The organism is Bradyrhizobium sp. UNPF46 (genome assembly GCF_006658625.1).
GTDB lineage: Bacteria > Pseudomonadota > Alphaproteobacteria > Rhizobiales > Xanthobacteraceae > Bradyrhizobium > Bradyrhizobium nitroreducens.
In genome coordinates this window covers 35,443-60,328 of the sequence record NZ_LFJB01000034.1, presented here as the reverse complement: position 1 = coordinate 60,328, position 24,886 = coordinate 35,443, and the positions used below count along the sequence as shown (strand labels likewise).

Annotated in this window: 35 protein-coding genes; 33 read left to right on the top strand and 2 right to left on the bottom strand. The window is 64.0% G+C overall.

The features are described from left to right. Positions 1-4 precede the first annotated feature (4 nt). From fusA to UNPF46_RS14890, 32 genes are all read left to right on the top strand, one after another. The gene (fusA, locus tag UNPF46_RS15050; RefSeq protein ID WP_100177002.1) at positions 5-2,077 is read left to right on the top strand and encodes an elongation factor G; all 2,073 of its coding nucleotides are present in this window, start codon (positions 5-7) and stop codon (positions 2,075-2,077) included. 40 nt (positions 2,078-2,117) lie between these two features. Next, on the top strand, positions 2,118-3,308 hold the full coding sequence (tuf, locus tag UNPF46_RS15045) for an elongation factor Tu (protein ID WP_100177001.1): 1,191 nt from the start codon (positions 2,118-2,120) through the stop codon (positions 3,306-3,308). Between the two features lie 83 nt (positions 3,309-3,391). Then, positions 3,392-3,700: a 30S ribosomal protein S10 gene (gene rpsJ, locus UNPF46_RS15040; protein ID WP_002712302.1), complete on the top strand. Its 309-nt coding sequence runs from the start codon at positions 3,392-3,394 to the stop codon at positions 3,698-3,700. Positions 3,701-3,751: 51 nt separating this feature from the next. After that, a complete protein-coding gene (rplC, locus tag UNPF46_RS15035; RefSeq protein WP_027564407.1) occupies positions 3,752-4,465 on the top strand; it encodes a 50S ribosomal protein L3 in 714 nt (237 codons plus the stop codon). A gap of 1 nt (position 4,466) precedes the next feature. Next, positions 4,467-5,087, top strand: a complete 621-nt coding sequence (rplD, locus tag UNPF46_RS15030) for a 50S ribosomal protein L4 (protein WP_018647243.1) — start codon at positions 4,467-4,469, stop codon at positions 5,085-5,087. Next, a complete protein-coding gene (locus UNPF46_RS15025; RefSeq protein WP_007603019.1) occupies positions 5,084-5,386 on the top strand; it encodes a 50S ribosomal protein L23 in 303 nt (100 codons plus the stop codon). The genes rplD and UNPF46_RS15025 overlap by 4 nt, the downstream gene beginning before the upstream one ends. A gap of 12 nt (positions 5,387-5,398) precedes the next feature. Further along, positions 5,399-6,232 carry a 50S ribosomal protein L2 gene (rplB, locus tag UNPF46_RS15020; protein ID WP_100177000.1) on the top strand — a complete coding sequence of 278 codons (834 nt, stop codon included), beginning with the start codon at positions 5,399-5,401 and terminating at the stop codon, positions 6,230-6,232. 12 nt (positions 6,233-6,244) lie between these two features. Then, positions 6,245-6,523 carry a 30S ribosomal protein S19 gene (rpsS, locus tag UNPF46_RS15015; protein ID WP_008136357.1) on the top strand — a complete coding sequence of 93 codons (279 nt, stop codon included), beginning with the start codon at positions 6,245-6,247 and terminating at the stop codon, positions 6,521-6,523. Positions 6,524-6,533: 10 nt separating this feature from the next. Continuing rightward, on the top strand, positions 6,534-6,920 hold the full coding sequence (gene rplV / locus UNPF46_RS15010) for a 50S ribosomal protein L22 (RefSeq protein WP_008136353.1): 387 nt from the start codon (positions 6,534-6,536) through the stop codon (positions 6,918-6,920). A gap of 17 nt (positions 6,921-6,937) precedes the next feature. Then, complete coding sequence (rpsC, locus tag UNPF46_RS15005) at positions 6,938-7,663, top strand: 30S ribosomal protein S3 (protein ID WP_092294149.1); 726 nt, start codon at positions 6,938-6,940, stop codon at positions 7,661-7,663. A 30-nt stretch (positions 7,664-7,693) separates the two neighbouring features. Then, entirely contained in the window at positions 7,694-8,107 is a 414-nt protein-coding gene (gene rplP / locus UNPF46_RS15000; RefSeq protein ID WP_008136349.1) for a 50S ribosomal protein L16, read from the top strand. 5 nt (positions 8,108-8,112) lie between these two features. Continuing rightward, on the top strand, positions 8,113-8,319 hold the full coding sequence (gene rpmC / locus UNPF46_RS14995; protein ID WP_100181128.1) for a 50S ribosomal protein L29: 207 nt from the start codon (positions 8,113-8,115) through the stop codon (positions 8,317-8,319). 13 nt (positions 8,320-8,332) lie between these two features. Further along, on the top strand, positions 8,333-8,581 hold the full coding sequence (rpsQ, locus tag UNPF46_RS14990) for a 30S ribosomal protein S17 (protein WP_097658742.1): 249 nt from the start codon (positions 8,333-8,335) through the stop codon (positions 8,579-8,581). Between the two features lie 84 nt (positions 8,582-8,665). Continuing rightward, positions 8,666-9,034 (top strand): 50S ribosomal protein L14, encoded by a 369-nt coding sequence (rplN, locus tag UNPF46_RS14985; protein WP_007603030.1) that lies wholly within the window; start codon positions 8,666-8,668, stop codon positions 9,032-9,034. After that, the gene (gene rplX / locus UNPF46_RS14980; RefSeq protein WP_100176999.1) at positions 9,034-9,348 is read left to right on the top strand and encodes a 50S ribosomal protein L24; all 315 of its coding nucleotides are present in this window, start codon (positions 9,034-9,036) and stop codon (positions 9,346-9,348) included. The genes rplN and rplX overlap by 1 nt, the downstream gene beginning before the upstream one ends. Continuing rightward, complete coding sequence (rplE, locus tag UNPF46_RS14975) at positions 9,341-9,898, top strand: 50S ribosomal protein L5 (protein ID WP_018647250.1); 558 nt, start codon at positions 9,341-9,343, stop codon at positions 9,896-9,898. The genes rplX and rplE overlap by 8 nt, the downstream gene beginning before the upstream one ends. A 46-nt stretch (positions 9,899-9,944) precedes the next feature. After that, positions 9,945-10,250, top strand: coding sequence for a 30S ribosomal protein S14 (rpsN, locus tag UNPF46_RS14970; protein ID WP_100176998.1), 306 nt, complete (start codon positions 9,945-9,947; stop codon positions 10,248-10,250). Positions 10,251-10,264: 14 nt separating this feature from the next. After that, positions 10,265-10,663 carry a 30S ribosomal protein S8 gene (gene rpsH, locus UNPF46_RS14965; protein WP_018322269.1) on the top strand — a complete coding sequence of 133 codons (399 nt, stop codon included), beginning with the start codon at positions 10,265-10,267 and terminating at the stop codon, positions 10,661-10,663. 16 nt (positions 10,664-10,679) lie between these two features. Further along, the gene (gene rplF / locus UNPF46_RS14960) at positions 10,680-11,213 is read left to right on the top strand and encodes a 50S ribosomal protein L6 (RefSeq protein ID WP_097658744.1); all 534 of its coding nucleotides are present in this window, start codon (positions 10,680-10,682) and stop codon (positions 11,211-11,213) included. Positions 11,214-11,224: 11 nt separating this feature from the next. Beyond that, on the top strand, positions 11,225-11,587 hold the full coding sequence (gene rplR, locus UNPF46_RS14955; RefSeq protein WP_007603036.1) for a 50S ribosomal protein L18: 363 nt from the start codon (positions 11,225-11,227) through the stop codon (positions 11,585-11,587). A gap of 44 nt (positions 11,588-11,631) precedes the next feature. Next, on the top strand, positions 11,632-12,225 hold the full coding sequence (gene rpsE, locus UNPF46_RS14950) for a 30S ribosomal protein S5 (protein ID WP_025036985.1): 594 nt from the start codon (positions 11,632-11,634) through the stop codon (positions 12,223-12,225). A gap of 24 nt (positions 12,226-12,249) precedes the next feature. Continuing rightward, positions 12,250-12,444 (top strand): 50S ribosomal protein L30, encoded by a 195-nt coding sequence (gene rpmD / locus UNPF46_RS14945; protein ID WP_100176997.1) that lies wholly within the window; start codon positions 12,250-12,252, stop codon positions 12,442-12,444. A 75-nt stretch (positions 12,445-12,519) separates the two neighbouring features. After that, positions 12,520-13,005: a 50S ribosomal protein L15 gene (rplO, locus tag UNPF46_RS14940; RefSeq protein ID WP_100176996.1), complete on the top strand. Its 486-nt coding sequence runs from the start codon at positions 12,520-12,522 to the stop codon at positions 13,003-13,005. 150 nt (positions 13,006-13,155) lie between these two features. After that, entirely contained in the window at positions 13,156-14,487 is a 1,332-nt protein-coding gene (gene secY, locus UNPF46_RS14935; RefSeq protein ID WP_100176995.1) for a preprotein translocase subunit SecY, read from the top strand. A gap of 276 nt (positions 14,488-14,763) precedes the next feature. Beyond that, positions 14,764-15,642: an adenylate kinase gene (locus tag UNPF46_RS14925; protein ID WP_142250514.1), complete on the top strand. Its 879-nt coding sequence runs from the start codon at positions 14,764-14,766 to the stop codon at positions 15,640-15,642. A 185-nt stretch (positions 15,643-15,827) separates the two neighbouring features. After that, entirely contained in the window at positions 15,828-16,196 is a 369-nt protein-coding gene (gene rpsM, locus UNPF46_RS14920) for a 30S ribosomal protein S13 (RefSeq protein WP_008549231.1), read from the top strand. A gap of 122 nt (positions 16,197-16,318) precedes the next feature. After that, entirely contained in the window at positions 16,319-16,708 is a 390-nt protein-coding gene (rpsK, locus tag UNPF46_RS14915; protein ID WP_007603045.1) for a 30S ribosomal protein S11, read from the top strand. A 112-nt stretch (positions 16,709-16,820) separates the two neighbouring features. Continuing rightward, entirely contained in the window at positions 16,821-17,852 is a 1,032-nt protein-coding gene (locus UNPF46_RS14910; protein ID WP_100176993.1) for a DNA-directed RNA polymerase subunit alpha, read from the top strand. Positions 17,853-18,020: 168 nt separating this feature from the next. Next, positions 18,021-18,437, top strand: coding sequence for a 50S ribosomal protein L17 (rplQ, locus tag UNPF46_RS14905; protein ID WP_100176992.1), 417 nt, complete (start codon positions 18,021-18,023; stop codon positions 18,435-18,437). A 374-nt stretch (positions 18,438-18,811) separates the two neighbouring features. Next, positions 18,812-19,600, top strand: a complete 789-nt coding sequence (locus tag UNPF46_RS14900) for an SDR family NAD(P)-dependent oxidoreductase (RefSeq protein ID WP_142250513.1) — start codon at positions 18,812-18,814, stop codon at positions 19,598-19,600. An 8-nt stretch (positions 19,601-19,608) separates the two neighbouring features. Continuing rightward, a complete protein-coding gene (locus UNPF46_RS14895; RefSeq protein ID WP_142250512.1) occupies positions 19,609-19,905 on the top strand; it encodes a DUF1330 domain-containing protein in 297 nt (98 codons plus the stop codon). Positions 19,906-19,960: 55 nt separating this feature from the next. Beyond that, entirely contained in the window at positions 19,961-21,289 is a 1,329-nt protein-coding gene (locus UNPF46_RS14890) for a chloride channel protein (protein WP_142250511.1), read from the top strand. Between the two features lie 3 nt (positions 21,290-21,292). Here the strand turns inward: UNPF46_RS14890 and UNPF46_RS14885 are convergent, their stop codons facing one another. Continuing rightward, positions 21,293-22,306, bottom strand: a complete 1,014-nt coding sequence (locus UNPF46_RS14885; RefSeq protein ID WP_142250510.1) for a zinc-binding alcohol dehydrogenase family protein — start codon at positions 22,304-22,306, stop codon at positions 21,293-21,295. A 133-nt stretch (positions 22,307-22,439) separates the two neighbouring features. Here UNPF46_RS14885 and UNPF46_RS14880 point away from each other — a divergent pair, with 133 nt between their 5' ends. Further along, positions 22,440-22,817, top strand: coding sequence for a winged helix-turn-helix transcriptional regulator (locus tag UNPF46_RS14880; RefSeq protein WP_100176988.1), 378 nt, complete (start codon positions 22,440-22,442; stop codon positions 22,815-22,817). 201 nt (positions 22,818-23,018) lie between these two features. Here the strand turns inward: UNPF46_RS14880 and UNPF46_RS14875 are convergent, their stop codons facing one another. Next, entirely contained in the window at positions 23,019-24,620 is a 1,602-nt protein-coding gene (locus tag UNPF46_RS14875) for an OprO/OprP family phosphate-selective porin (protein WP_142250509.1), read from the bottom strand. Between the last annotated feature and the right edge of the window lie 266 nt (positions 24,621-24,886).

The following is a 24,886-nucleotide window of genomic DNA, read 5'->3' as shown; positions in this document are numbered from 1 at the left end:
TCCAATGCCCCGCGTTCATGCCATAGAGAATTACCGCAACTTCGGTATCATGGCGCATATTGATGCCGGCAAGACCACGACGACCGAGCGCATCCTCTATTACACCGGCAAGAGCCACAAGATCGGCGAAGTGCACGAAGGTGCCGCGACGATGGACTGGATGGAGCAGGAGCAGGAGCGTGGCATCACGATCACCTCGGCTGCGACCACCGCCTTCTGGGCCGGCAAGCGCCTGAACATCATCGACACCCCCGGCCACGTCGACTTCACCATCGAGGTCGAGCGTTCGTTGCGTGTGCTCGACGGCGCCGTCTGCGTGCTCGACTCCAACCAGGGCGTCGAACCCCAGACCGAGACCGTCTGGCGCCAGGGCGACAAGTACAAGGTTCCGCGCATCGTCTTCGCCAACAAGATGGACAAGACCGGTGCCGACTTCTTCAAGTGTCTGTCCGACATCGTCGACCGCCTCGGCGCCAAGCCGATCGCGATCCAGCTCCCGATCGGTGCCGAGAACAACTTCAGGGGTCTCGTCGACCTCGTGAAGATGCAGGGCATCATCTGGAACGATGAATCGCTCGGCGCGAAGTTCGACTATGTCGACATCCCGGAAGATCTGGTCGAGCAGGCCAAGGAATATCGCGAGAAGATGGTGGAAGCCGCCGTCGAGCTCGACGACGACGCCATGGCCGCCTATCTCGACGGCAAGGAGCCGGACGAAGAGACGCTGAAGCGCCTGATCCGCAAGGCGGTGCTGACCGGTGCGTTCTATCCCGTGCTGTGCGGCTCGGCCTTCAAGAACAAGGGCGTGCAGCCCCTGCTCGACGCCGTCGTCGACTATCTGCCGTCGCCGATCGACGTGCCCGCGATCAAGGGCACCGACGATCGCGGCAACGAGGTCGTGCGCAAGGCGGACGACAAGGAGCCGCTCGCGCTGCTCGCGTTCAAGATCATGGACGACCCGTTCGTCGGCACCATCACCTTCTGCCGCATCTACTCCGGCGTCCTGCAGAGCGGCACCGGCGTCGTGAACTCGACGCGCGAGAAGAAGGAGCGCATCGGGCGCATGCTGTTGATGCATGCGAACAACCGCGAGGACATCAAGGAAGCCTATGCCGGCGACATCGTCGCGCTGGCCGGCCTGAAGGAAGCGCGCACCGGTGACACGCTGTGCGATCCCGACAAGCAGGTGATCCTGGAGAAGATGGAATTCCCCGAGCCGGTCATCGAGATCGCGATCGAGCCGAAGTCCAAGGCCGACCAGGAGAAGCTGGGCGTGGCGCTGGCCAAGCTGGCTGCGGAGGATCCGTCCTTCCGCGTGTCGACCGACCAGGAGTCCGGCCAGACCATCCTCAAGGGCATGGGCGAGCTCCATCTCGACATCAAGGTCGACATCCTCAAGCGGACCTACAAGGTCGACGCCAACATCGGCGCGCCCCAGGTTGCGTTCCGTGAGCGCGTCACCAAGAAGGCCGAGGTCAAGTACACCCACAAGAAGCAGACCGGCGGTACCGGTCAGTTCGCTGAAGTGTCGATCGTGGTCGAGCCGAACGAGCCCGGCAAGGGTTACGAGTTCGAGTCCAAGATCGTCGGCGGTGCGGTTCCGAAGGAATACATCCCCGGCGTCGAAAAGGGCCTCAACAGCGTGATGAGCTCTGGCGTGGTCGCGGGCTTCCCCGTGGTCGACGTCAAGGTTCAGCTCGTCGACGGCAAGTATCACGACGTCGACTCGTCGGCGCTCGCCTTCGAAATCGCAGCGCGCGCGGCGTTCCGCGAAGCGCTGCAGAAGGGCAAGTCCGTTCTGCTCGAGCCGATCATGAAGGTCGAGGTCGTGACCCCGGAAGACTACACCGGTTCGGTCATCGGCGACCTGAATTCGCGGCGCGGTCAGATCCAGGGTCAGGACATGCGCGGCAACGCCAACGTCATCAACGCGATGGTGCCGCTCATGAACATGTTTGGTTACGTGAATAACCTGCGCTCGATGAGCCAGGGTCGCGCGACCTTCACCATGCAGTTCGACCACTACGCAGAAGCGCCGGCCAACGTGTCGGCAGAAGTCCAGAAGAAGTTTGCCTGATTGTCGTCGGTCTCAAGCTGACGATTGAACGGAGAGTCAAATGGCCAAAGCAAAGTTTGAACGTACCAAGCCGCACTGCAACATCGGCACCATCGGTCACGTCGACCATGGCAAGACGTCGCTGACGGCGGCGATCACCAAGGTCCTCGCCGAAGCCGGCGGCGCGACGTTCACCGCGTACGACCAGATCGACAAGGCGCCGGAAGAGAAGGCGCGCGGCATCACCATCTCGACCGCGCACGTCGAGTACGAGACGCCGAACCGCCACTACGCCCACGTCGACTGCCCCGGCCACGCCGACTACGTCAAGAACATGATCACCGGCGCCGCCCAGATGGACGGTGCGATCCTGGTCGTGTCGGCCGCTGACGGCCCGATGCCGCAGACCCGCGAGCACATCCTGCTCGCCCGCCAGGTCGGCGTGCCTGCGCTGGTCGTGTTCCTGAACAAGTGCGACATGGTCGACGATCCGGAACTGCTCGAGCTCGTCGAGCTCGAAGTCCGCGAGCTGCTCTCGAAGTACGACTTCCCGGGCGACAAGATCCCGATCATCAAGGGTTCGGCGCTCGCCGCCCTCGAAGATTCCGACAAGAAGCTCGGCCACGACGCCATCCTCGAGCTGATGAAGAACGTCGACGAGTACATCCCGCAGCCGGAGCGTCCGATCGACCAGCCGTTCCTGATGCCGGTTGAAGACGTGTTCTCGATCTCGGGCCGCGGCACCGTCGTGACCGGCCGTGTCGAGCGCGGCATCGTCAAGGTCGGCGAGGAAATCGAGATCGTCGGTCTGCGCGCCACCCAGAAGACCACGGTCACCGGCGTCGAGATGTTCCGCAAGCTGCTCGATCAGGGCCAGGCTGGCGACAACATCGGTGCGCTGCTCCGCGGCACCAAGCGCGAGGACGTCGAGCGCGGCCAGGTGCTGTGCAAGCCGGGTTCGGTCAAGCCGCACACCAAGTTCAAGGCTGAGGCTTACATCCTCACCAAGGAAGAGGGCGGTCGCCACACCCCGTTCTTCACCAACTACCGTCCGCAGTTCTACTTCCGCACCACCGACGTGACCGGTGTCGTGCACCTGCCGGAAGGCACCGAGATGGTGATGCCGGGCGACAACATCGCGATGGAAGTGCACCTGATCGTGCCGATCGCGATGGAAGAGAAGCTCCGCTTCGCGATCCGCGAAGGTGGCCGCACCGTCGGCGCCGGCGTCGTCGCCTCGATCATCGAGTAACAAGCGAATAGGGAATGGTGAGTGGCGAATAGGGATTTCTATTCGCTACTCGCTACTCGCCACTCACTAGAGAAAGCACGGCAATGAACGGCCAAAACATTCGTATCCGTCTCAAGGCGTTCGACCATCGTATCCTCGATACGTCGACCCGCGAGATCGTGAACACGGCGAAGCGCACCGGCGCGCAGGTCCGCGGACCCATTCCGCTGCCCACCCGCATCGAGAAGTTCACCGTCAACCGTTCGCCCCACGTCGACAAGAAGAGCCGCGAGCAGTTCGAGATGCGCACTCACAAGCGCCTGCTCGACATCGTCGATCCGACCCCGCAGACCGTCGATGCTTTGATGAAGCTCGACCTGGCCGCCGGTGTCGACGTCGAGATCAAGCTCTAAGATTTTGGATCCCGTTCGCGTGAGCGGACAGAAAGAACAGGAAGCAAGCCGATGCGCTCCGGAGTGATCGCACAAAAGGTCGGGATGACGCGGGTCTTCACGGAGGCCGGCGAACATATCCCCGTGACCGTGCTGAAGCTCGGCAATTGCCAGGTCGTAGGCCACCGCACCGAAGAGAAGAACGGTTACGTCGCGCTCCAGCTCGGTTCTGGTGCCCGCAAGACCGTTTACATGCCCAAGGCGGAGCGCGGCCAGTTCGCGGTCGCCAAGGTCGAGCCGAAGCGCCGGGTCGAGGAATTCCGCGTCACCGCGGATGCCATGATCCCCGTCGGCGCCGAGATCCAGGCCGATCACTTCGTCGTCGGCCAGTTCGTCGACGTCACCGGCACCTCGGTCGGTAAGGGCTTCGCCGGCGGCATGAAGCGCTGGAACTTCGGCGGTCTGCGCGCCACGCACGGTGTGTCGATCTCGCACCGTTCGATCGGTTCGACCGGTGGTCGTCAGGACCCCGGCAAGACCTGGAAGAACAAGAAGATGCCCGGCCACATGGGTGTCGACCGCATCACCACGCTCAACCTTCGCGTCGTCCAGACCGATGTCGAGCGCGGCCTGATCCTCGTCGAGGGCGCCGTTCCCGGCTCCAAGGGCGGCTGGATCCGCGTGCGCGACGCTGTCAAGAAGCCGCTGCCGAAGGAAGCTCCGAAGCCCGGCAAGTTCAAGGTCGCTGGCGACGCGGAAGCCGCTCCGGCTGCGCAGGAGGCTTGAGATGGAATTGAAGGTCACCACCCTCGAAGGTAAGGAAGCGGGCTCCGTCCAGCTCTCCGACGCCATTTTCGGCCTCGAGCCGCGCGAAGACATCATCGCGCGCTGCGTGCAGTGGCAGCTCAACAAGCGCCAGGCCGGCACGCACAAGGCCAAGGGCCGCGCCGAGATCTGGCGCACCGGCAAGAAGATGTACAAGCAGAAGGGCACCGGCGGTGCTCGTCACGGCTCGGCCCGCGTGCCGCAGTTCCGCGGCGGCGGCCGTGCCTTCGGTCCGGTGGTGCGTTCGCACGCCACCGACCTGCCGAAGAAGGTCCGCGCGCTCGCTCTGAAGCATGCGCTCTCGGCCAAGGCCAAGGACGGCGATCTCGTCGTGATCGAGAAGGCAGCGCTGGAAGCCGCCAAGACCAAGGCGCTGCTCGGCCATTTCTCGGGTCTGGGCTTGACCAACGCGCTGATCATCGACGGCGCCGAGCTCAACAACGGCTTTGCCGCTGCAGCCCGCAACATCCCGAACATGGACGTGCTGCCGATCCAGGGCATCAACGTCTATGACATCCTGCGCCGTCAGAAGCTCGTTCTGACCAAGGCCGCCATCGATGCGCTGGAGGCGCGCTTCAAATGACGAAGAACATCGAGCCTCGCCACTACGACGTGATCCTGTCGCCGGTCGTGACCGAAAAGGCCACGATCGCCTCCGAGCACAACAAGGTGCTGTTCAAGGTGGCCGCGAAGGCGACCAAGCCGCAGATCAAGGAAGCGATCGAGAAGCTGTTCGACGTCAAGGTCAAGAGCGTCAACACGCTGGTCCGCAAGGGCAAGACCAAGATCTTCCGCGGCAATCTCGGTTCGCAGTCGAACTCCAAGCGCGCGATCGTGACTCTCGAAGAGGGTCACCGGATCGACGTGACCACCGGTCTGTAAGGTCGTACGACGATGGCACTGAAGACATTCAACCCCACGACGCCGGGCCAGCGCCAGCTGGTCATGGTCGATCGTTCGGCCCTGTACAAGGGCAAGCCGGTCAAGGCGCTCACCGAGGGCAAGCACTCCTCGGGCGGCCGCAACAACACCGGTCGCATCACCGTGCGTTTCCGCGGCGGCGGTCACAAGCGGACGCTGCGCACCGTGGATTTCAAGCGCGAGAAGACCGACGTTCCCGCGACCGTCGAGCGTCTCGAGTACGATCCGAACCGCACCGGCTTCATCGCGCTGATCAAGTATCAGGACGGCGAGCAGGCCTATATCCTGGCGCCGCAGCGCCTGGCCGTGGGTGACACCATCGTTGCCGGCAATTACGTCGACGTGAAGCCGGGCAACGTCATGCCGCTCGGCAACATGCCGGTCGGCACGATCATCCACAACATCGAGGTCAAGATCGGGAAGGGCGGCCAGCTCGCACGTTCCGCCGGCACTTACGCCCAGCTGGTCGGCCGCGACCAGGACTACGTCATCATCCGCCTGAACTCGGGCGAGCAGCGCCTGGTGCACGGCCGTTGCCGCGGCACGATCGGCGCTGTGTCGAACCCGGATCACATGAACACCTCGATCGGCAAGGCCGGTCGCAAGCGTTGGATGGGCCGTCGCCCGCACAACCGCGGTGTCGCGATGAACCCGATCGACCATCCGCACGGCGGTGGTGAAGGTCGTACCTCGGGCGGTCGTCACCCGGTCACTCCGTGGGGCAAGCCGACCAAGGGCAAGAAGACCCGCACCAACAAGTCGACCAACAAATTCATTCTCCTAAGCCGCCACAAGCGGAAGAAGTAAGGAACGACGGACATGGTTCGTTCAGTCTGGAAAGGCCCGTTCGTCGAGGGTTCTCTGCTCAAGAAGGCAGATGCCGCGCGCGCGTCCGGCCGTCACGACGTCATCAAGATCTGGAGCCGTCGCTCGACGATCCTGCCGCAGTTCGTCGGCCTGACCTTCGGCGTGTACAACGGTCAGAAGCACGTGCCGGTGGCCGTCAACGAGGAAATGGTCGGTCACAAGTTCGGCGAGTTCTCGCCGACCCGGACCTTCCATGGCCACTCCGGCGACAAGAAAGCCAAGAAGGCTTGAGGATTGAACGATGAGCAAACCTAAGCGCGAACGGAGCCTCGCCGAGAACGAGGCCAAGGCGGTCGCCCGGATGCTGCGGGTGAGCCCGCAGAAGCTCAACCTGGTCGCCCAGCTCATTCGCGGCCGGAAGGCTGCCGCTGCGCTCGCCGATCTGCAGTTTTCGCGCAAGCGGATCGCGGTCGACGTGAAGAAGTGCCTGGAATCGGCTATCGCCAACGCCGAGAACAACCACGACCTCGACGTCGACGATCTCGTCGTGGCGCAGGCCTTCGTCGGCAACGGCCTCGTGATGAAGCGCTTCGCCGCCCGCGGCCGCGGCCGCTCGGGCCGTGTCTACAAACCATTTTCGCAGCTGACGATCATCGTTCGTCAGGTCGAAGCTGAAGCCGCCGCTTAAGGGCGCAGGAGAACACGATGGGTCAAAAGATCAATCCGATCGGTCTGCGTCTCGGCATCAACCGCACCTGGGATTCCCGCTGGTTCGCCGGCAAGCAGGAATACGGCAAGCTGCTGCACGAGGACGTCAAGATCCGTGAGATCCTGCACAAGGAGCTCAAGCAGGCGGCCGTCGCCCGCATCGTGATCGAACGTCCGCACAAGAAGTGCCGCGTCACCATCCACTCGGCTCGTCCGGGCGTGGTGATCGGCAAGAAGGGCGCCGACATCGACAAGCTGCGCAAGAAAGTCGCGGACATCACCTCGTCCGACGTCGTCATCAACATCGTCGAGATCCGCAAGCCGGAGCTCGATGCGACGCTGGTGGCCGAATCGATCGCGCAGCAGCTCGAGCGCCGCGTGGCGTTCCGCCGCGCCATGAAGCGCGCCGTGCAGTCGGCGATGCGTCTCGGCGCGGAAGGCATCCGCATCAACTGCTCGGGTCGTCTGGGCGGTGCGGAAATCGCGCGCATGGAGTGGTACCGCGAAGGTCGCGTGCCGCTGCACACGCTGCGCGCCGACATCGACTACGGCGTTGCGACCGCGTTCACGACCTTCGGCACCTGCGGCGTCAAGGTCTGGATCTTCAAGGGCGAGATCCTCGAGCACGATCCGATGGCCCAGGACAAGAGAATGGCCGAAGGCGAGACGGGTGGCAGCAGTGATCGTGGTGGCCGTCAGCGCCGCGATACGGCTGCAGCCTAAAGCCGCACAGGAATTTGAGGGCTTAAAGCCATGATGCAACCTAAGAAAACGAAGTTCCGGAAGGCGCATAAGGGCCGCATCCACGGCGTTGCGTCTTCGGGCGCGACGTTGGCGTTCGGCCAGTTCGGCCTGAAGGCGACCGAGCCGGAGCGCGTCACCGCGCGCCAGATCGAAGCCGCCCGCCGCGCGCTGACCCGCCACATGAAGCGCGCCGGCCGTGTCTGGATCCGCGTGTTCCCCGACGTTCCGGTGTCGAAGAAGCCGGCCGAAGTCCGCATGGGCTCCGGCAAGGGTTCGCCGGAATTGTGGGTCGCCCGCGTCAAGCCGGGCCGGGTGCTGTTCGAGATCGACGGCGTCAACACCCAGACGGCGCGTGAGGCGCTGACCCTGGCGGCCGCCAAGCTGCCGATCAAGACGCGCTTCGTCGAGCGCATTGCGGAGTAATGGCCATGGCCCAGATGAAGATCGAAGACATCCGCGCGATGAGCCCCGACCAGCAGGATGAGGCCATCCTCAACCTGAAGAAGGAGCGCTTCAATCTGCGCTTCCAGCGCGCCACCGGGCAGCTCGAGAAAACCTCGCGCCTGCGCGAGGCCCGCCGTGACATCGCCCGGATCAAGACCGTCGCCGCGCAGACGCGCGCCAAGAAGAAGTAAGAGGCTTACGAAGATGCCGAAACGTACTTTGCAGGGCGTGGTCGTCAGCGACAAGCAGGCCAAGACCATCGTGGTGCGCGTCGATCGCCGCTTCACGCACCCGATCTACAAGAAGACGATCCGCCGTTCGAAGAACTACCACGCGCACGACGAGAGCAACCAGTTCAAGCCGGGCGACATGGTGTGGATCGAGGAATCGAAGCCGATTTCGAAGTTGAAGCGCTGGGTCGTGATCCGGGGCGAACACAAGAAAAGCGCCTGATCTGTCGGCTTTAGCCGACTGACCTCAGGGAAATGTTGAGCGCCGGCTGGGCTGGCGCAAGAGAGAAGAGGACGAGGTGCATCAATGATTCAGATGCAGACCAACCTCGACGTGGCCGACAATTCTGGCGCACGCCGTGTCATGTGTATCAAGGTGCTCGGGGGCTCCAAGCGCCGCTACGCCACGATCGGCGACATCATCGTCGTCTCGATCAAGGAAGCGATTCCGCGTGGCAAGGTGAAGAAGGGCGACGTGATGAAGGCCGTCGTCGTGCGCGTCCGCAAGGACATCCGCCGCGCCGACGGTTCGGTCATCCGCTTCGACCGCAACGCCGCCGTCCTGATCAACAACCAGTCCGAGCCGGTCGGCACCCGTATCTTCGGGCCCGTGCCGCGCGAGCTGCGCGCCAAGAACCACATGAAGATCATCTCGCTCGCGCCGGAGGTGCTGTGATGGCTGCGAAGATCCGCAAGGGCGACAAGGTCGTCGTGCTGACCGGCCGCGACAAGGGCCGCACCGGCGAAGTGTTCGAAGTGCGTCCCGAGGCCGGCACGGCGCTCGTGCGCGGCATCAACATGGTCAAGCGTCATCAGAAGCAGACGCAGGCCCAGGAGGGCGGCATCATCTCGAAGGAGTCGCCGATCCAACTGTCCAACATCGCGTATGTCGGCAAGGACGGGAAGCCGACCCGCGTCGGATTCAAGATTCTGGCGGACGGCAAGAAGGTCCGCATCGCCAAGAGCTCGGGAGCTGAGATCGATGGCTGAGGCCGCTTACACCCCGCGCCTGCGCGCGGAATATGACGCGAAGATCCGCACGGCTCTGACCGAGAAGTTCGGTTACGAGAACGTCATGCAGGTTCCGCGCCTGGACAAGGTCGTTCTGAACATGGGCGTCGGCGATTCCGTCAACGACCGCAAGAAGGCCGAGACCGCCGCCGCCGAGCTGACCCAGATCGCCGGCCAGAAGGCGATCGTGACCTATTCGCGCATCGCGATCGCGACCTTCAAGCTGCGTGAGAACCAGCCGATCGGCTGCAAGGTCACGCTGCGCAAGGCCCGCATGTACGAGTTCATCGATCGCCTGGTGACGGTCGCGCTGCCGCGCGTCCGCGACTTCCGCGGCCTGAACCCGAAGAGCTTCGACGGCCGCGGCAACTACTCGCTCGGCATCAAGGAGCACATCATTTTCCCCGAGATCGACTTCGACAAGGTCACGGAAGCCCGCGGTATGGACATCACCGTCTGCACCACGGCCAAGACTGACGAAGAGGCGAGGGCCTTGTTGACCGCTTTCAATTTCCCGTTCCGGCAGTGAGACGCTGACCTAAAGCCTCTCAAACGCGGATACCCAGGAGCCAAGCATGGCAAAGAAGAGTTCAATCGAGAAGAACAACCGGCGCAAGCGGATGGCGAAGAACGCCGCTCCCAAGCGCGCCCGGTTGAAGGCGATCATCGCCGACAAGACGCTGCCGATGGAGGAGCGTTTCGCCGCGACGTTGAAGCTGGCCGAGATGCCGCGCAACTCGTCGGCAACCCGCGTCCGCCTGCGGTGCGAGCTGTCGGGCCGTCCGCGCTCGAACTACCGCAAGAACAAGCTGTCCCGTATCGCGCTGCGCGAACTTGGCTCCAAGGGCATGGTCCCGGGCCTCGTGAAGTCGAGCTGGTAAGGAGGGTCGTTTAGATGTCCACGCACGATCCAATCAGCGATCTGATCACCCGTATCCGCAACGCGCAGATGCGCTCCAAGACCAAGGTCTCCACGCCTGGCTCGAAGATGCGCGAGAACGTGCTCGAGGTCCTCAAGAGCGAGGGCTACATCCGCGGCTACGCCACGCTCGAGCATTCCTCGGGCCGCAGCGAGATCGAGATCGAGCTGAAATATTTCGACGGCGAGCCCGTCATCCGCGAGATCGAACGTGTTTCCAAGCCCGGGCGTCGTGTCTACGCCTCGGTGAAGAACCTGCCGCGGGTCAACAACGGGCTCGGCATTTCGGTGTTGTCGACGCCGAAGGGGATCATGGCCGACCACAGCGCGCGCGACGCGAATGTGGGCGGCGAAGTCCTCTTCACGGTGTTCTGAGAAGGATTTTTCATCCATGTCACGTGTTGGCAAAAGGCCTGTGGCGGTTCCGTCGGGTGTGACCGCGACCGTCGATGGGCAGACCGTCAAGATGAAGGGGCCGAAGGGCCAGCTTCAGTTCGTCGTTCATGACGACGTCGAGGTGAAGCTCGAGAGCGGCCAGATCAAGGTCAAGCCGAAGACCGAGACCAATCGCGCGCGGGCGCTGTACGGCACCGCTCGCGCCCAGGTCGCGAATCTGGTCGAAGGCGTCACCAAGGGCTTCGAGAAGAAGCTCGAAATCACCGGCGTCGGTTACCGCGCCGCGATGCAGGGCAAGAACCTGCAGCTCGCGCTCGGCTACAGCCACGACGTGATCTACACGATCCCCGAGGGGATCACGATCACCGTGCCGAAGCCGACCGAGATCACGGTGGCGGGCAGCGACATCCAGCGCGTCGGCCAGGTCGCGGCCGAGATCCGCAGCTATCGCCCGCCGGAGCCCTACAAGGGCAAGGGCGTGAAGTATGTTGGCGAATTCATCTTCCGCAAGGAAGGCAAGAAGAAGTAACGGAGCCGGTCATGTCCAAAGCCAAGGTTACGAATGCCCGGCGCAAGCGGAGTGTGCGGCTGAAGCTGCGCCGCTCCGGTGGTGGCCGTCCGCGTCTGTCGGTGTTCCGCTCGTCCAAGCACATCTACGCCCAGGTCATCGACGACCTGAAGGGCGAGACGCTGGCGTCTGCCTCGTCGCTCGAGAAGTCGATGCGCGACGGCGGCAAGACCGGCGCCGACATCGATGCGGCGAAGGCGGTCGGCAAGCTGCTGGCCGAGCGCGCCGCCGAGAAGGGCGTCAAGGAAGTCGTGTTCGATCGCGGCAGCTACCTCTACCACGGGCGCGTCAAGGCTCTCGCCGACGCGGCGCGTGAGAGCGGGCTGAGCTTCTAACAGAATTTGAGGATTGAGGCGCAAGCCTCTGAAGGATTGGAAAAATGGCAGAACGCGAACAACGTGGTGGACGCGATCAACGCGGCGGCGGGCGTGAACGCAGGGAGCGTGAGGAGCGCGACAGCGAGTTCGTCGACAAGCTCGTCCACATCAATCGCGTGGCCAAGGTCGTCAAGGGCGGCAAGCGCTTCGGTTTCGCTGCGCTGGTCGTGATCGGCGACCAGAAGGGCCGCGCCGGTTTCGGTCACGGCAAGGCGCGCGAAGTGCCCGAGGCGATCCGCAAGGCCACCGAGTCCGCCAAGCGCAACCTGACCCGCGTCTCGCTGCGCGAGGGCCGCACGCTCCATCACGACATCGCCGGCCGTCACGGCGCGGGCCGTGTCTATCTGCGTGCAGCTCCCGCCGGTACCGGCATCATCGCCGGCGGCCCGATGCGCGCCGTGTTCGAGACGCTCGGCGTCCAGGACGTGGTCGCCAAGTCGATCGGCTCGTCGAACCCCTACAACATGGTTCGCGCAACCTTCGACGCGCTGAAGCATCAGGATTCGCCGCGTTCGGTCGCAGCCCGCCGCAACATCAAGGTGTCCACTCTGCAGTCGCGCCGTATCGGCGGTGATGCCGAGGCGGCTGCCGACTAACGGAAGCTTTCGGAGTAGACTCCCATGGCCAAGGCCGCAAAGACGATCAAGCTCGAGCAGATCGGCAGCGCAATCCGCCGCCATCACTCGCAGCGCTCGACGCTGATCGGGCTCAAGCTCAACAAGATCGGTCGCGTCAGCGAACTGCAGGACACGCCTGCGGTCCGCGGCATGATCGAAAAGGTTCACCATCTCGTCCGCATCGTCGACGAGAAGTAAGAAGCGGCGTGCGATCCCGAACGCGGGCTACCCGTTCTCGGTGAAGATCGTGCGCATGACATAAGGAGAAGGGCGATGAAGCTCAGCGATATCGCCGACAACGCCGGCTCGCGCAAGAAGCGTATGCGCGTCGGCCGCGGCATCGGTTCGGGCAAGGGCAAGCAGTCCGGCCGCGGCGGCAAGGGCCAGACCGCGCGTTCGGGCGTGCGCATCAAGGGCTTCGAAGGCGGTCAGATGCCGATGCATCGCCGTCTGCCCAAGCGCGGCTTCAACAACATCTTCCGGGTCGAGTTCGCCGAGATCAATCTCGACCGGCTCCAGGAAGCGGTCGATGCCAAGAAGATCGATACCGGCAGCGTCGTGAACGTCGAGGCCCTGGTGAAGGCCGGCGTGCTGCGGCGCGCCAAGGCCGGCGTGCGGCTGCTCGGCCGCGGCGAGCTCAAGTCCAAGCTCAACATCGAAGTGCACGGCGCCACCAAGACCGCGATCGCCGCGGTCGAGAAGGCCGGCGGTTCGGTGAAGATCCTCGCCCCGGCCAAGGAAGAAGGCGAGGCGGCGTAACAACTGCGTCATCGGCCCGCGGCTCGCGGGCCTTTACGCATGAGGGACGTGGACTTATCGAAGCCGAGCCCCAGATAATGTCCGGCGTCCGCTATATAGTAGCCCGGCCGCGGGCATGACGGCGCAATAGGCGGCGGGAGAAAGTCCAAGATGGCCTCTGCAGCGGAACAACTGGCAGCCAATCTCAATTTCGGTGCGTTTGCCAAGGCTGACGAACTGAAGAAGCGCATCTGGTTCACCCTGGGTGCGCTGCTCGTTTATCGGCTCGGGACCTACATCCCGCTGCCCGGCATCGACCCCAATATCTGGGAGCAGGTGTTCCGCTCCCAGGCGGGCGGCATCCTCGGCATGTTCAACATGTTCGCCGGCGGCGGCATCCACCGCATGGCGATCTTCGCGCTGAACATCATGCCGTATATCTCGGCCTCGATCATCATCCAGCTCCTCACCACCGTCTCGCCACAACTCGAGGCGCTCAAGAAGGAAGGCGAGTCCGGCCGCAAGCTGCTGAACCAGTACACCCGCTATCTCACCGTGATCCTGGCCGCGTTCCAGTCCTACGGCATTGCCGTGGGCCTCGAGGGCGCCGGCAACGTCGTCAGCGATCCCGGCATGTTCTTTCGCCTGTCGACCGCGATCACGCTGACCGGCGGAACCATGTTCCTGATGTGGCTGGGCGAGCAGATCACCTCGCGCGGCATCGGCAACGGCATCTCGCTGATCATCCTCGCCGGCATCGTCGCCGAGCTGCCCGCGGCGCTCGCCAACATGCTCGAGCTCGGCCGTCAGGGCGCGATGTCGACCGGCCTGATCCTGGTCGTGATCGTCATGGCGGTGGCCGTGATCGCCTTCATCGTGTTCATGGAGCGCGCCCAGCGCCGGCTGCTGATCCAGTATCCGAAGCGCCAGGTCGGCAACAAGATGTTCGAGGGCCAGTCCTCGCATCTGCCGCTCAAGCTCAACACCTCCGGCGTGATCCCGCCGATCTTCGCGTCCTCGCTGCTGCTCCTGCCGACCACGGTGGCGAACTTCAACGCCGGCAGTGGGCCCGAGTGGTTCCAGTGGATCACCACCCAGCTCGGCCACGGCCGTCCGCTGTTCCTGATCATGTATCTGGCGCTGATCGTGTTCTTCGCGTTCTTCTACACCGCGATCGTGTTCAACCCGACCGAGACCGCGGACAATCTGAAGAAGCACGGCGGCTTCATTCCGGGCATCCGCCCGGGCGAACGCACCGCGGAATACATCGACTACGTGCTCTCGCGCATCACCGTGCTGGGTGCGATTTATCTCGCGATCGTCTGCTTGATCCCGGAGATCCTGATCTCCTACGCCTCGGTGCCGTTCTACTTCGGCGGTACTTCGCTGCTGATCGTCGTCAGCGTCACCATGGATACCGTGGCGCAGGTGCAGGGCTATCTGCTGGCGCACCAGTATGAAGGCCTGATCCGCAAATCGAAGCTGCGCGGCCGCCGTCGCTAGAGCCGCGGCGTCATGAGGCGGCGCATCTCGCGCCGCCGATTCGCCGCGCCAACAACGCGCGGTGCCTGCGAAGCCGATCAACCAACCGCTCGATCGCTTTGGCAGAGCTGCTTTCAATGCAGCGCAATCACTGATTTCAAAGCCCTTCTTGGCGTCCACCCATCTGCTCCCCTATGATATGGGTAGCGGTGCAACGCCGATTATGGTTTGCACTGTTCTTGGACTTCAAACACAGGTGCGCGACGTATCGCTCACCAATCCGGGGGGCGTACGCCGATGAGAATTATACTTCTGGGACCGCCGGGGTCGGGCAAGGGGACGCAGGCGCAGCTCTTGGTGCAGCGCCATGGCATCGTCCAGCTCTCGACCGGCGAGATGCTGCGTGCCGCCGTTGCGGCCGGCACGCCGGTCGGGCTGAAGGCCAAGGAGATCATGGCCAGCGGCGCCCTCGTGCCCGACGAGATCGTGGTCGGAATCATCTCGGATCGGATCGACCAGCCGGACGCCCAGAACGGTTTCATCCTCGACGGCTTCCCGCGCACCGTGCCGCAGGCCGAAGCGCTGGACGAGCTGCTCAAGAGCAAGCGCCTCAAGCTCGACGCCGTGATCGAGCTCCGTGTCAACGAGAGCGCGCTTCTGAGCCGTGTCGAGACCCGCGTCGCCCAGATGCGGGAGCGCGGGGAGGAGGTCCGACTCGACGACACCCCGGAGGTCCTGACCAAACGGTTAGCCAACTACCGCAGCCAGACGGAACCGCTGATTCACTACTATTCCGAGCGGCGGAAGCTTTCGACCATCGACGGTATGATGGCCATCGACGAGGTCACCCGGGCCATCGACCGCCAGCTCCAGGCGTTGGGCGCGGTCGAGGCCAAGACCCAGACCAAGAGCGCGGCCAAGAAAGCCCCGGCCAAGAAGGCCAGGGCCGCGAAGAAATCGGCTAAGAAGCCGGCGAAAGCCGCCAAAAAGACCGCCAAGTCGGCTAAAACCGCCAAAAAGGCGGCCAAGAAGGCCGTGAAGGCTCCCAAGAGGGCGGCCAAGAAGGCCGTCAAGAAAGCGGCGAAGAAGGCAGCCAAAAAGACCGCCAAGAAGGCGGTCAAAAAGGGTGCCAGGAAAGCTGCAAAAAAGGTCACGAAAAAGCGAGCCAAACGCTAGCAGCGGTTGACGAAAGCCCCCGGAATCCCCTAATAAGCCCCGCATCCAAGTCGGATAGTTTCAGACGATGCCGGGCCCCAGGAAGACCGGGGGTGGGCGTCGTGTTCGCGTTTGTGAACACCTGCCCGAGAACACAAGCACTTAAAGCCCGGTCCTGACGAGGATCGGCAACAGGAGAGAAGGCCTTGGCCCGTATTGCCGGCGTGAACATTCCCACCAACAAGCGCGTGCTGATCGCGCTCCAGTACATCCATGGCATCGGTCAGAAGATCGCTGGTGAGATCCTGGAAAAGGTGAAGATCCCCGTGGATCGTCGCGTCAATCAGCTCAGCGATGCCGAAGTGCTGCAGATCCGCGAAGTGATCGACCGCGACTATCTGGTCGAGGGCGACCTGCGCCGCGAGGTCGGCATCAACATCAAGCGTCTGATGGACCTCGGCTGCTATCGCGGCCTGCGTCATCGTCGCGGTCTGCCGGTGCGCGGCCAGCGTACCCACACCAATGCGCGCACGCGCAAGGGTCCGGCGAAGGCCATCGCCGGCAAGAAGAAGTAAGTTTTCGAATCTCATCGCGGCGTGTGGCGAAAGGGGATGACCCGTTCGCCACGCGCTTTTCGTTCCACAGGTGTAGCCGCTGGCATTACGGCGGCGTTTGAGATCTTCAGGAAAGGGACTCAATGGGCAAGGAAGCCACCCGCGTTCGTCGTCGCGAGCGCAAGAACATCGCCTCCGGCGTTGCGCACGTGAACTCGTCGTTCAACAACACGACCATCACCATCACCGACGCGCAGGGCAACACGATTGCCTGGTCCTCCGCCGGCACGATGGGCTTCAAGGGCTCGCGCAAGTCGACCCCGTACGCGGCGCAGGTTGCCGCCGAGGACGTGTCGAAGAAGGCGCAGGAGCACGGCATGCGCACGCTGGAAGTCGAAGTTGCCGGTCCCGGCTCGGGCCGCGAATCGGCGCTCCGCGCGCTTCAGGCTGCCGGCTTCACCGTTACCTCGATCCGCGACGTGACCACGATCCCGCACAACGGTTGCCGTCCCCGCAAGCGTCGGCGCGTTTGATACCGGGTTGCGGGTGCATCGGCGCCCGCAATGACTTTTGCAAGAAGCCGCAGGTGCGACCTGCGGCCTTTCTCCAACGCCAGTGTCTGCAATGGCAGTTCGACTGGCCTGTATGGGTGAAACAGTGACGATCCAGAAAAATTGGCAAGAACTGATTCGGCCGAACAAGCTCCAGGTCACGCCCGGCAGCGATCCCTCGCGTTTCGCGACCATCGTCGCCGAGCCGCTCGAGCGCGGCTTCGGCCAGACCCTCGGCAACGCGCTGCGCCGCATCCTGCTCTCCTCGCTCCAGGGCGCGGCGGTGCAGTCGGTGCACATCGACGGCGTGCTGCACGAGTTCTCCTCGATCGCGGGCGTTCGTGAGGACGTCACCGACATCGTGCTCAACATCAAGGACATCTCGATCAAGATGCAGGGCGAAGGCCCCAAGCGCATGGTCGTGAAGAAGCAGGGCCCCGGCGTCGTCACCGCCGGCGACATCCAGACCGTCGGCGATGTCGTGGTGCTCAATCCGGACCTGCAGATCTGCACCCTCGACGAGGGCGCCGAGATCCGCATGGAGTTCACGGTCTCGACCGGCAAGGGCTACGTGCCCGCCGAGCGCAACCGTCCCGAGGACGCGCCGATCGGCCTGATCCCGGTCGACAGCCTGTACTCGCCGGTCCGCAAGGTCTCCTACAAGGTCGAGAACACCCGCGAGGGACAGATCCTCGACTACGACAAGCTGACCATGACGATCGAAACCAACGGCGCGATCTCGCCGGATGACTCGGTGGCTTACGCCGCCCGCATCCTGCAGGATCAGCTCAACGTGTTCGTCAACTTCGAAGAGCCGCGCAAGGAAGTCGCCCAGGAGATCATCCCGGACCTCGCCTTCAACCCGGCCTTCCTCAAGAAGGTGGACGAGCTCGAGCTGTCGGTGCGTTCGGCCAACTGCCTGAAGAACGACAACATCGTCTATATCGGCGACCTCGTGCAGAAGAGCGAAGCGGAAATGCTCCGCACCCCGAACTTCGGCCGCAAGTCGCTGAACGAGATCAAGGAAGTGCTGGCCCAGATGGGGCTGCATCTCGGCATGGAAGTGCCGGGCTGGCCGCCGGAGAACATCGACGAGCTCGCCAAGCGCTTCGAGGATCACTACTGAGCATTCGTCGTTCCGGGGCGATGCGCGAGCATCGAACCCGGAACCTCGAGATTCCGGGTTCGGCTCTGCGAGCCGCCCCGGAATGACTGACAGGGCGAACGCAGGCAGCCCACCTGAGCAACTGGTCCGACGAACCGTCGCGGCAGTTCTAAAATAAGGAATAGTTACATGCGTCACGGCAAGGTTCATCGGAAGCTCAACCGCACGGCCGAGCATCGCCGCGCGATGTTCGCGAACATGTGCGCTGCGCTGATCAAGCACGAGCAGATCGTCACCACGCTGCCGAAGGCCAAGGAGCTCCGTCCGATCGTCGAGAAGCTCGTCACCCTCGGCAAGAAGGGCGGCCTCTCCATGCGTCGCCAGGCCATCTCCGAGATGCGCGACAAGGACCAGGTCAAGAAGCTGTTTGACGTGCTGGCGCCCCGCTACAAGGATCGTCAGGGCGGCTACACCCGCATCATCAAGGCCGGCTTCCGCTACGGCGACAACGCGGCGATGGCCGTGATCGAGTTCGTCGACCGCGACGTCGATGCCAAGGGACAGGATTCCGGTCCGGTGCAGGAAAGGGAAGCCGAGGCGGCGTAAGCCGAGCGGCAGTCAACGTTTCAGAAAGCGGCGCCCCCGGGGGCGCCGCTTTTTTGCTGGGCGCGGCCATTGTCTCCTGACAATCGCCCATTGCCTGGAAGGCCACGGATGTAGCGGCCAGCCTCGGTGCCTGGAGCGGTCACCCAATCAAACGTGCGATTGCGCAAGGCATCGCGTGCGGCGGGTACAAGCTCAGTCCGACGATGGCGTATGTTGTCATTGGATCGCATCCGGCGTCGAAAGGGTGGCGCGCTACGCTTTGCCCGCCTTGCGGCACTGCTGATATGGCGGCCGATCCTCACGCGTCGGTGAGGGACGATTGAAGCTGCTCGCGCAGCGCACGATATCTCCGCTAACTTCAATGGAGCCGACGCATGAACATCGACCTTTCTGGAAAAACTGCGCTGGTGACCGGCTCGACCGCCGGCATCGGCCATGCCATCGCCAAGGGCCTTGCGGCCTCCGGCGCCAGCGTCGTGATCAACGGCCGCGGCCAGGACAAGGTCGATGCGGCCGTGCGCAAGCTGGAAGCGGCGGGCGGAAAGGTCCGCGGCATCGCCGCCGACGTCTCGACCGCTGCGGGCTGCAAGGCGCTGGTCGCGGCGCTGCCCGAGGTCGACATCCTCATCAACAACGCCGGCATCTTCGAGCCCAAGGACTTCTTCGAGATCCCCGACGAAGACTGGAGCCGTTTCTTCGAGGTCAACGTCATGAGCGGCGTGCGACTGTCGCGGGCCTACATGAAGGGCATGCTCGCGCGCAATTGGGGCCGCATCGTCTTCATCTCATCGGAGTCCGGGCTCAACATCCCCGTCGAGATGATCCACTACGGCATGAGCAAGACGGCCCAGCTTTCGGTCGCGCGCGGCCTCGCGCAGCTCACCCGCGGCAGCGGTGTCACCGTCAATTCCGTGCTGCCGGGCCCGACCATGTCGGAGGGCGTCGAGACTTTTGTGAAGGATCTCGCCAAGCAGAACGGCCAGTCCGTGGACGAGGCCGCCGCCAATTTCGTCAAGCAGCATCGTCCGAGCTCGCTGCTGCAACGCTTCGCCAGCGTGGAGGAGATCGCCAACATGGTGGTCTATGTCGCATCGAAGCAGGCGTCTGCCACCAACGGCGCGGCGTTACGGGCGGAAGGCGGCATCGTCAATACGATCGCTTGAGGTCGTGCATGGCAGCCTATGTGATTTCCGAAGTCGAAATGCGCGATCCCGAGGGCTTCGAGGCTTACCGTACACTCGCCGCCAGGACGATCGCGCAATACGGCGGGCGTTATCTCGTCCGCGGCGGCAAGGCCGAGCTTGCCGAAGGCAATTTGCCGCCGAAGGCCATTGTCATCGTCGAATTCAATTCGATGGCGCGGCTGAAGGAGTGGTATGCTTCGGCTGAATATGCCGAGGCCCTCAAGCTGCGGCAGACTGCGCTCGAGCGCCGGCTGCTGTTCGTCGAGGGTGCGGTTCCAGACTAGCTGATCTGCCCACTCGTCCCTTCAATTCGGGTCACGAAGGGCTAAAACGGCCTTCATGCTCTGGCCCCTGTCGACCCGCCATAAACGCCTCTTCAGATTGACGTCTGCGCGATGGCAGCGGCAGGCGATCTTTCTACTCGGCGGGATCGGGGTGGGTGCAGCGGCGGTGGCGCTGGCGCAGCTCGCCGATCTGGCCCAGCATGCTTTCGCGCTGCTGCTGGCGAAGTCGCGTTACGCCGTGCTGGCGGTGACCCCGCTCGGCTTCATGCTGTCAGCTTATCTGACCCTCCGGCTGTTTCCCAATGCGCAGGGCAGCGGCATCCCGCAGGCGATCGCCGCACGCCATCTGACCGATCAGAGAGCGCGCGAGAGTCTTGTCTCGATCCGGATCGCGGTCGGAAAGGTGATCCTCACTCTGTTCGGATTGTTGTGTGGCGGCTCCGTCGGCCGGGAAGGCCCTACCGTGCAGGTCGGCGCGTCCATCATGTTCGCGCTCGGCCGCGTCTCACCGCGCCGCCAGCCGGGGTTGATCCTGGCAGGCGCCGCCGCAGGCGTTGCTGCAGCTTTCAACACGCCGCTGGCTGGCATTGTCTTCGGCATCGAGGAGATGAGCCGCGCGTTTGAGACCCGCACCTCCAGCCTCATCATTGCGGCCGTGATCGCGGCCGGCCTGACCTCGCTGGCGCTGGCGGGCAATTACGCCTATTTCGGCAGCAGCGCGATGTCACTGGCGCGTGGCATGGATTGGTTGGCCGTTCCGCTCTGCGGGGTCATCGGCGGCCTCGCAGGCGGCCTGTTCAGCCGCATCGTGATCGTGATGGCGCGCGGGTTCAAGAATCCGCTCGGACGGGCGATCAAGGGGCACCCGCTCTGGTTTGCGTTTGCATGCGGACTTGCCGTCGCGATCTGCGGCCTGGTGTCCGGTGATACGATCTACGGCACCGGCTATGACCAGGTGAAGACAGCGCTGGAGCACGGGTCGCCGTTGCCGGGGGATTTCGGCGTGCTCAAGCTCCTCGCGACGACCTGTGCCGCGATCAGCGGAATACCGGGCGGCATTTTTTCGCCGTCTCTGGCCGTCGGTGCCGGCATCGGCAGCAACATCGCCTCGTTCTTCCACGAAGCACCGCTCGGCGCCATCATGCTTCTCGGCATGGTCTCGTATTTCGCCGGCGTGGTGCAGGCGCCGATCACGGCGTTTGTGATCGTGACCGAGATGACGGACAATCACGGCATGGTCGTGCCGTTGATGGCAGCCGCGCTGATTGCGCACGTGACCTCGCGGATGATCTGCGAGGAGGGCATCTATCACGCACTGGCAAAGGGCTTTATCGAACGGGCGGCGCTCCGGCCTGAAGCCAAGGCGCCGCGCGCTTCCACCTGAGGCCTACCACCCCTCCAGCACGATCTTGCCGCGCGACTTGCCGCTCTCGAGCAGCGCATGCGCGCGCTTGAGATTGGCGGCGTTGATGGTGCCGAACGTCTGGTCGAGCGTGGTGCGCAGCACGCCCTTGTCGATGAGGTCGGCGACGTCGTTGAGCAGATGATGCTGCGCGATCATGTCCGGTGTCTGGAACGAGGAGCGCGTGAACATCGATTCCCAGTGCACCGAGATCGCCTTGCCCTTGAATGTGCTCATGGTGAATTCCGGGGGATCGTCGATCAGGCCGAACCTTCCCTGCGGCGCCATGAAATCCGCGATGCTTTTGTAGTGCTGGTCGGTGAAGGTGAGGCTCGCCACCAGCGCGACTGGCGGCAGCTTCAGCTTCTCGATCTGCTCCTTCATTGGCTTGCCGTGGTCGATCACCGCATGCGCGCCGAGATCGAGGCACCATTTTTGCGACTCGGGCCGCGTCGCGGTCGCGAGCACGGTGAGGCCAGTGAGGCGGCGCGCGAGCTGGATCAGGATCGAGCCCACGCCGCCGGCGCCGCCCGTGATCAGCAGCGTGCGCGGATCGACGCTCTTGCCGGGCACCGCGCCGAGCCGGTCGAACAGCAATTCCCAGGCGGTGATGGAGGTGAGGGGAAGGGCGGCGGCTTGCGCGAAGGACAGGCTCTTCGGCTTGTTGCCGACGATGCGCTCGTCGACCAGATGGAATTCGGCATTGGTGCCCTGGCGTAGGATCGAGCCCGCGTAAAACACTTCATCGCCCGGCTTGAACAGCGTGACCTCGGGCCCGACGGCGTCGACCACGCCGGCCGCGTCATAACCCAGGATCTTGGTCTCGCCCTCGGGCGGCGCGGCGCGCTTGCGCACCTTGTAATCGACCGGATTGGCCGAGATCGCCTTCACGGCAACGCGGATGTCGCGCCCTTTGGGCTCGGGTTTTGCGGTCTCGACATCGATCAGCGACTCCGCGTCCTCGATCGGAAGCGATTTCTTGTAGCCGACGGCTTTCATGGCGTGTCTCCATCAGATGGCGCGCAGCTTGGCACGGGCGCCTGACCTGCTAACTGTCTCCCTGGCTCCGATTTGGCAAGTACTGTAAATTCGGGGATATAGTCCCTGTTTGGATACTATTGGGAAAACGCGCATGAAACGGCGAAATTTTGCCCGTCGTCCGGGCTGCTCGGTCGAGGCGACGCTGGACCTGATCGACGGCAAGTGGAAGGGCGTCATCCTCTATCACCTGCAGAGCGGCACCCAGCGCTTCGGCGAATTGCGCCGCCGGATGCCAGGGATCACCCAGCGCATGCTGACGAAGCAGCTTCGCGCGCTGGAGGAGGACAAGCTCGTCATCCGCAAGGTCTATGCCGAAGTGCCGCCGCGCGTGGAATACTGTCTCTCCGAGCTCGGCGAGAGCCTCAAGCCGGTCATCGACATCCTGAAGGCCTGGGGAGAGAGTCACCAGCAACGGCTGTCCTGCGCGCCGCCGCCGGTCGTGGTGAGGAAGCCGAAGCGCGCGGCGTAAATTGTAGGGAAGCTGGCGCTGCATTTTCGGTGTCGTCCCGGCGAACGCCGGGACCCATACCCCCAAGGAGGAGTTTTAGCGCGAGCTGGTAACTCCGAGTCTTCGCCAAACTACTCCCTGTGGTTATCGCGACGAGCGCAAGCGCTCGCGCGGAGGTCCCGGGTTCGCGCTCGCGCGCGCCCCGGGACGACGTGCATGGCCTCAGAACGCGAACTGCGTGCGCATCGCGACCGCATCGAACTTCGAGCCGACGTCTGCGGTGGAGACCGGCGAGGCTTGCTTCGACACGGTGCCGTGCAGATAGTCGAGCATGAAGCGGACGTTGCCGTTGACGTACCAGTTGAGCGCCAGCGTGTAGACATTCTGCCGGCCGCCGGCGATCCCGGTCGCCGTGCCCAGCTGATTGTTGAGGTCGACCGTCGAGAAGCGCCCCGCGATCTCCCACGCACCCCAGCCGCCGCCTTCGAGCGAGAACGGGTGCGCCGGCCTGACGCCGCCATAGGCCGCGTTCGCCGCGTTGTAGCTGCGGCCTTCGCCCGTCAGCACGTAGCCGGCCTGCGCGTAGCCGCCCTGGAATTTCAGGCTGGGGGCGCCGACCAGCGGGACGCCGGTGTTGGCGGTGCGGTCGATATTGTACCAGAAATACTCGCCTTGAACGATGAATGGCCCATAGGTCGCGGCCGCCTCGACGCTGTAGACCTGCGCGCCGGAGGCATTGGCGATCGCGCCGGTCGAGATCAGGGTCGTTGGATCAAGTCGGAGTTCCGGGCGATCGCTGAGCGTCACCGTCTGCGTGTTGGCGATGAGGTTGCGTGGCGGCTGGATCAGCCACTGGGCGTCGGCGCCGAAATGCACCGAATAGTCCTTGCCGCTGATGGGGTTGCCGGCAACGCGCGCGACTGCGCCATATTGCTCGCTCGTGCCCGCCGGCGCCGCGCTCGAAGCCGAATGGATCGCCCCGGTCGATGGCCCCGTGACATAGCCGCCGATCCAGAGCTGGTCGTTGTACCAGCGCGTACCGGCCGCGGAACGGAAGTCGCCGGCGGCGATATTGGTCGCGATGATACCGGCCGAGGCGCGCTCCATGAACATGATATCGTTGGAGCTCGTGGCCTCGTCGAGCGTGTAGGGCAGGTCCATGATGCCGGCTTCGACCGCCATCTTGCCGCCGAACGGCTTCAGGCCGGTGTAGCTGAGATAGGCGTTTTCGACGCCGGAGACGCCGCCGCCGGGCAGCGAGCCCGGCGCCGTGCCGCCAAAGCCGTCGGAGGAGCCGCCGAAATCGTAGATCAGCGCGAAGTTCCAGTCGTTGAGGAACTTGCCGGTGACGCCGATGCGGGCGCGGCGGACGTTCTGGCCGCTGTCGAGCTTCTGCGGCACGGTGGCTGCCGTGTTGGGACGATAGTCGTAGCCGCCAACATCGTAATGCAAGCGGCTGGTGATGGCGACGCAATTGGCCTGGTCGGCGGTGCAGATGGTCGGCCGGTTGTTCGGCATGGTCACGACGACGCCGGACGCGGGCGCCGGTCCCTTGACGGGGATCGCCGCATTCGCGTTGGCCACGACCGCCTTCGCCTCCGATCGCGCCTCGGCCTTGGCTTCGGCTCTCGCCTTCGCCGTGGCGGCCGTGTTCGCGGCGGTCTGGCTCTGGAGCTTGTCGAGCTTCTGCTCCAGCATCTTCAGCTGTTGCTTGAGCAGCGCGATCTCCTGCTCGCTGCTGCTCGCCGATTGGGCCTGGGCCTGCGAGGCCGCCAGCGCGCCGGCGAGGCCGATCGCCGTGGCTGCAATCCTTGACTTGCTCACGTCATCACTCCCTCGTTGGACGAACTTCCCTAAGTCGCAAGCGGAGCGCCTGGGAACGGTCGATGACTGCCCCGCGACGGCGCGTGTCGATTGCGCGGTTCCCACTGATGCAATTTCGCCTCAACCGAATCCGCCGTGGGACAGAATGCAAGATGACGCGCGTCATGCCAATGCGGGAGGCCCAGCCAATTGCCGTTTTGCACGTTCCGCTTGCATGTCGGAGCCGCCGGATGGAGGCCGAATATTGCCGTCCGGCGCCCTTCTAT

Bases quoted from the DNA above. Each gene is read 5' to 3' on its own strand.
- rpsJ (WP_002712302.1), top strand. From the start codon at position 3,392: ATGAACGGCCAAAACATTCGTATCCGTCTCAAGGCGTTCGACCATCGT.
- rplF (WP_097658744.1), top strand. From the start codon at position 10,680: ATGTCACGTGTTGGCAAAAGGCCTGTGGCGGTTCCGTCGGGTGTGACC.
- UNPF46_RS14890 (WP_142250511.1), top strand. From the start codon at position 19,961: ATGCTCTGGCCCCTGTCGACCCGCCATAAACGCCTCTTCAGATTGACG.
- UNPF46_RS14900 (WP_142250513.1), top strand. From the start codon at position 18,812: ATGAACATCGACCTTTCTGGAAAAACTGCGCTGGTGACCGGCTCGACC.
- UNPF46_RS14880 (WP_100176988.1), top strand. From the start codon at position 22,440: ATGAAACGGCGAAATTTTGCCCGTCGTCCGGGCTGCTCGGTCGAGGCG.
- rplP (WP_008136349.1), top strand. From the start codon at position 7,694: ATGATGCAACCTAAGAAAACGAAGTTCCGGAAGGCGCATAAGGGCCGC.
- UNPF46_RS15025 (WP_007603019.1), top strand. From the start codon at position 5,084: ATGACGAAGAACATCGAGCCTCGCCACTACGACGTGATCCTGTCGCCG.
- secY (WP_100176995.1), top strand. From the start codon at position 13,156: ATGGCCTCTGCAGCGGAACAACTGGCAGCCAATCTCAATTTCGGTGCG.
- rpsS (WP_008136357.1), top strand. From the start codon at position 6,245: ATGGTTCGTTCAGTCTGGAAAGGCCCGTTCGTCGAGGGTTCTCTGCTC.
- rpmC (WP_100181128.1), top strand. From the start codon at position 8,113: ATGGCCCAGATGAAGATCGAAGACATCCGCGCGATGAGCCCCGACCAG.
- rplB (WP_100177000.1), top strand. From the start codon at position 5,399: ATGGCACTGAAGACATTCAACCCCACGACGCCGGGCCAGCGCCAGCTG.
- tuf (WP_100177001.1), top strand. From the start codon at position 2,118: ATGGCCAAAGCAAAGTTTGAACGTACCAAGCCGCACTGCAACATCGGC.
- rpsN (WP_100176998.1), top strand. From the start codon at position 9,945: ATGGCAAAGAAGAGTTCAATCGAGAAGAACAACCGGCGCAAGCGGATG.
- UNPF46_RS14885 (WP_142250510.1), bottom strand. From the start codon at position 22,306: ATGAAAGCCGTCGGCTACAAGAAATCGCTTCCGATCGAGGACGCGGAG.
- rpsE (WP_025036985.1), top strand. From the start codon at position 11,632: ATGGCAGAACGCGAACAACGTGGTGGACGCGATCAACGCGGCGGCGGG.
- rplC (WP_027564407.1), top strand. From the start codon at position 3,752: ATGCGCTCCGGAGTGATCGCACAAAAGGTCGGGATGACGCGGGTCTTC.
- rpsC (WP_092294149.1), top strand. From the start codon at position 6,938: ATGGGTCAAAAGATCAATCCGATCGGTCTGCGTCTCGGCATCAACCGC.
- rplD (WP_018647243.1), top strand. From the start codon at position 4,467: ATGGAATTGAAGGTCACCACCCTCGAAGGTAAGGAAGCGGGCTCCGTC.
- UNPF46_RS14895 (WP_142250512.1), top strand. From the start codon at position 19,609: ATGGCAGCCTATGTGATTTCCGAAGTCGAAATGCGCGATCCCGAGGGC.
- rpsQ (WP_097658742.1), top strand. From the start codon at position 8,333: ATGCCGAAACGTACTTTGCAGGGCGTGGTCGTCAGCGACAAGCAGGCC.
- rpmD (WP_100176997.1), top strand. From the start codon at position 12,250: ATGGCCAAGGCCGCAAAGACGATCAAGCTCGAGCAGATCGGCAGCGCA.
- rplE (WP_018647250.1), top strand. From the start codon at position 9,341: ATGGCTGAGGCCGCTTACACCCCGCGCCTGCGCGCGGAATATGACGCG.
- rplQ (WP_100176992.1), top strand. From the start codon at position 18,021: ATGCGTCACGGCAAGGTTCATCGGAAGCTCAACCGCACGGCCGAGCAT.
- rplX (WP_100176999.1), top strand. From the start codon at position 9,034: ATGGCTGCGAAGATCCGCAAGGGCGACAAGGTCGTCGTGCTGACCGGC.
- rplN (WP_007603030.1), top strand. From the start codon at position 8,666: ATGATTCAGATGCAGACCAACCTCGACGTGGCCGACAATTCTGGCGCA.
- rplO (WP_100176996.1), top strand. From the start codon at position 12,520: ATGAAGCTCAGCGATATCGCCGACAACGCCGGCTCGCGCAAGAAGCGT.
- rplR (WP_007603036.1), top strand. From the start codon at position 11,225: ATGTCCAAAGCCAAGGTTACGAATGCCCGGCGCAAGCGGAGTGTGCGG.
- UNPF46_RS14925 (WP_142250514.1), top strand. From the start codon at position 14,764: ATGAGAATTATACTTCTGGGACCGCCGGGGTCGGGCAAGGGGACGCAG.
- UNPF46_RS14910 (WP_100176993.1), top strand. From the start codon at position 16,821: ATGGGTGAAACAGTGACGATCCAGAAAAATTGGCAAGAACTGATTCGG.
- rpsH (WP_018322269.1), top strand. From the start codon at position 10,265: ATGTCCACGCACGATCCAATCAGCGATCTGATCACCCGTATCCGCAAC.
- fusA (WP_100177002.1), top strand. From the start codon at position 5: ATGCCCCGCGTTCATGCCATAGAGAATTACCGCAACTTCGGTATCATG.
- rpsK (WP_007603045.1), top strand. From the start codon at position 16,319: ATGGGCAAGGAAGCCACCCGCGTTCGTCGTCGCGAGCGCAAGAACATC.
- rplV (WP_008136353.1), top strand. From the start codon at position 6,534: ATGAGCAAACCTAAGCGCGAACGGAGCCTCGCCGAGAACGAGGCCAAG.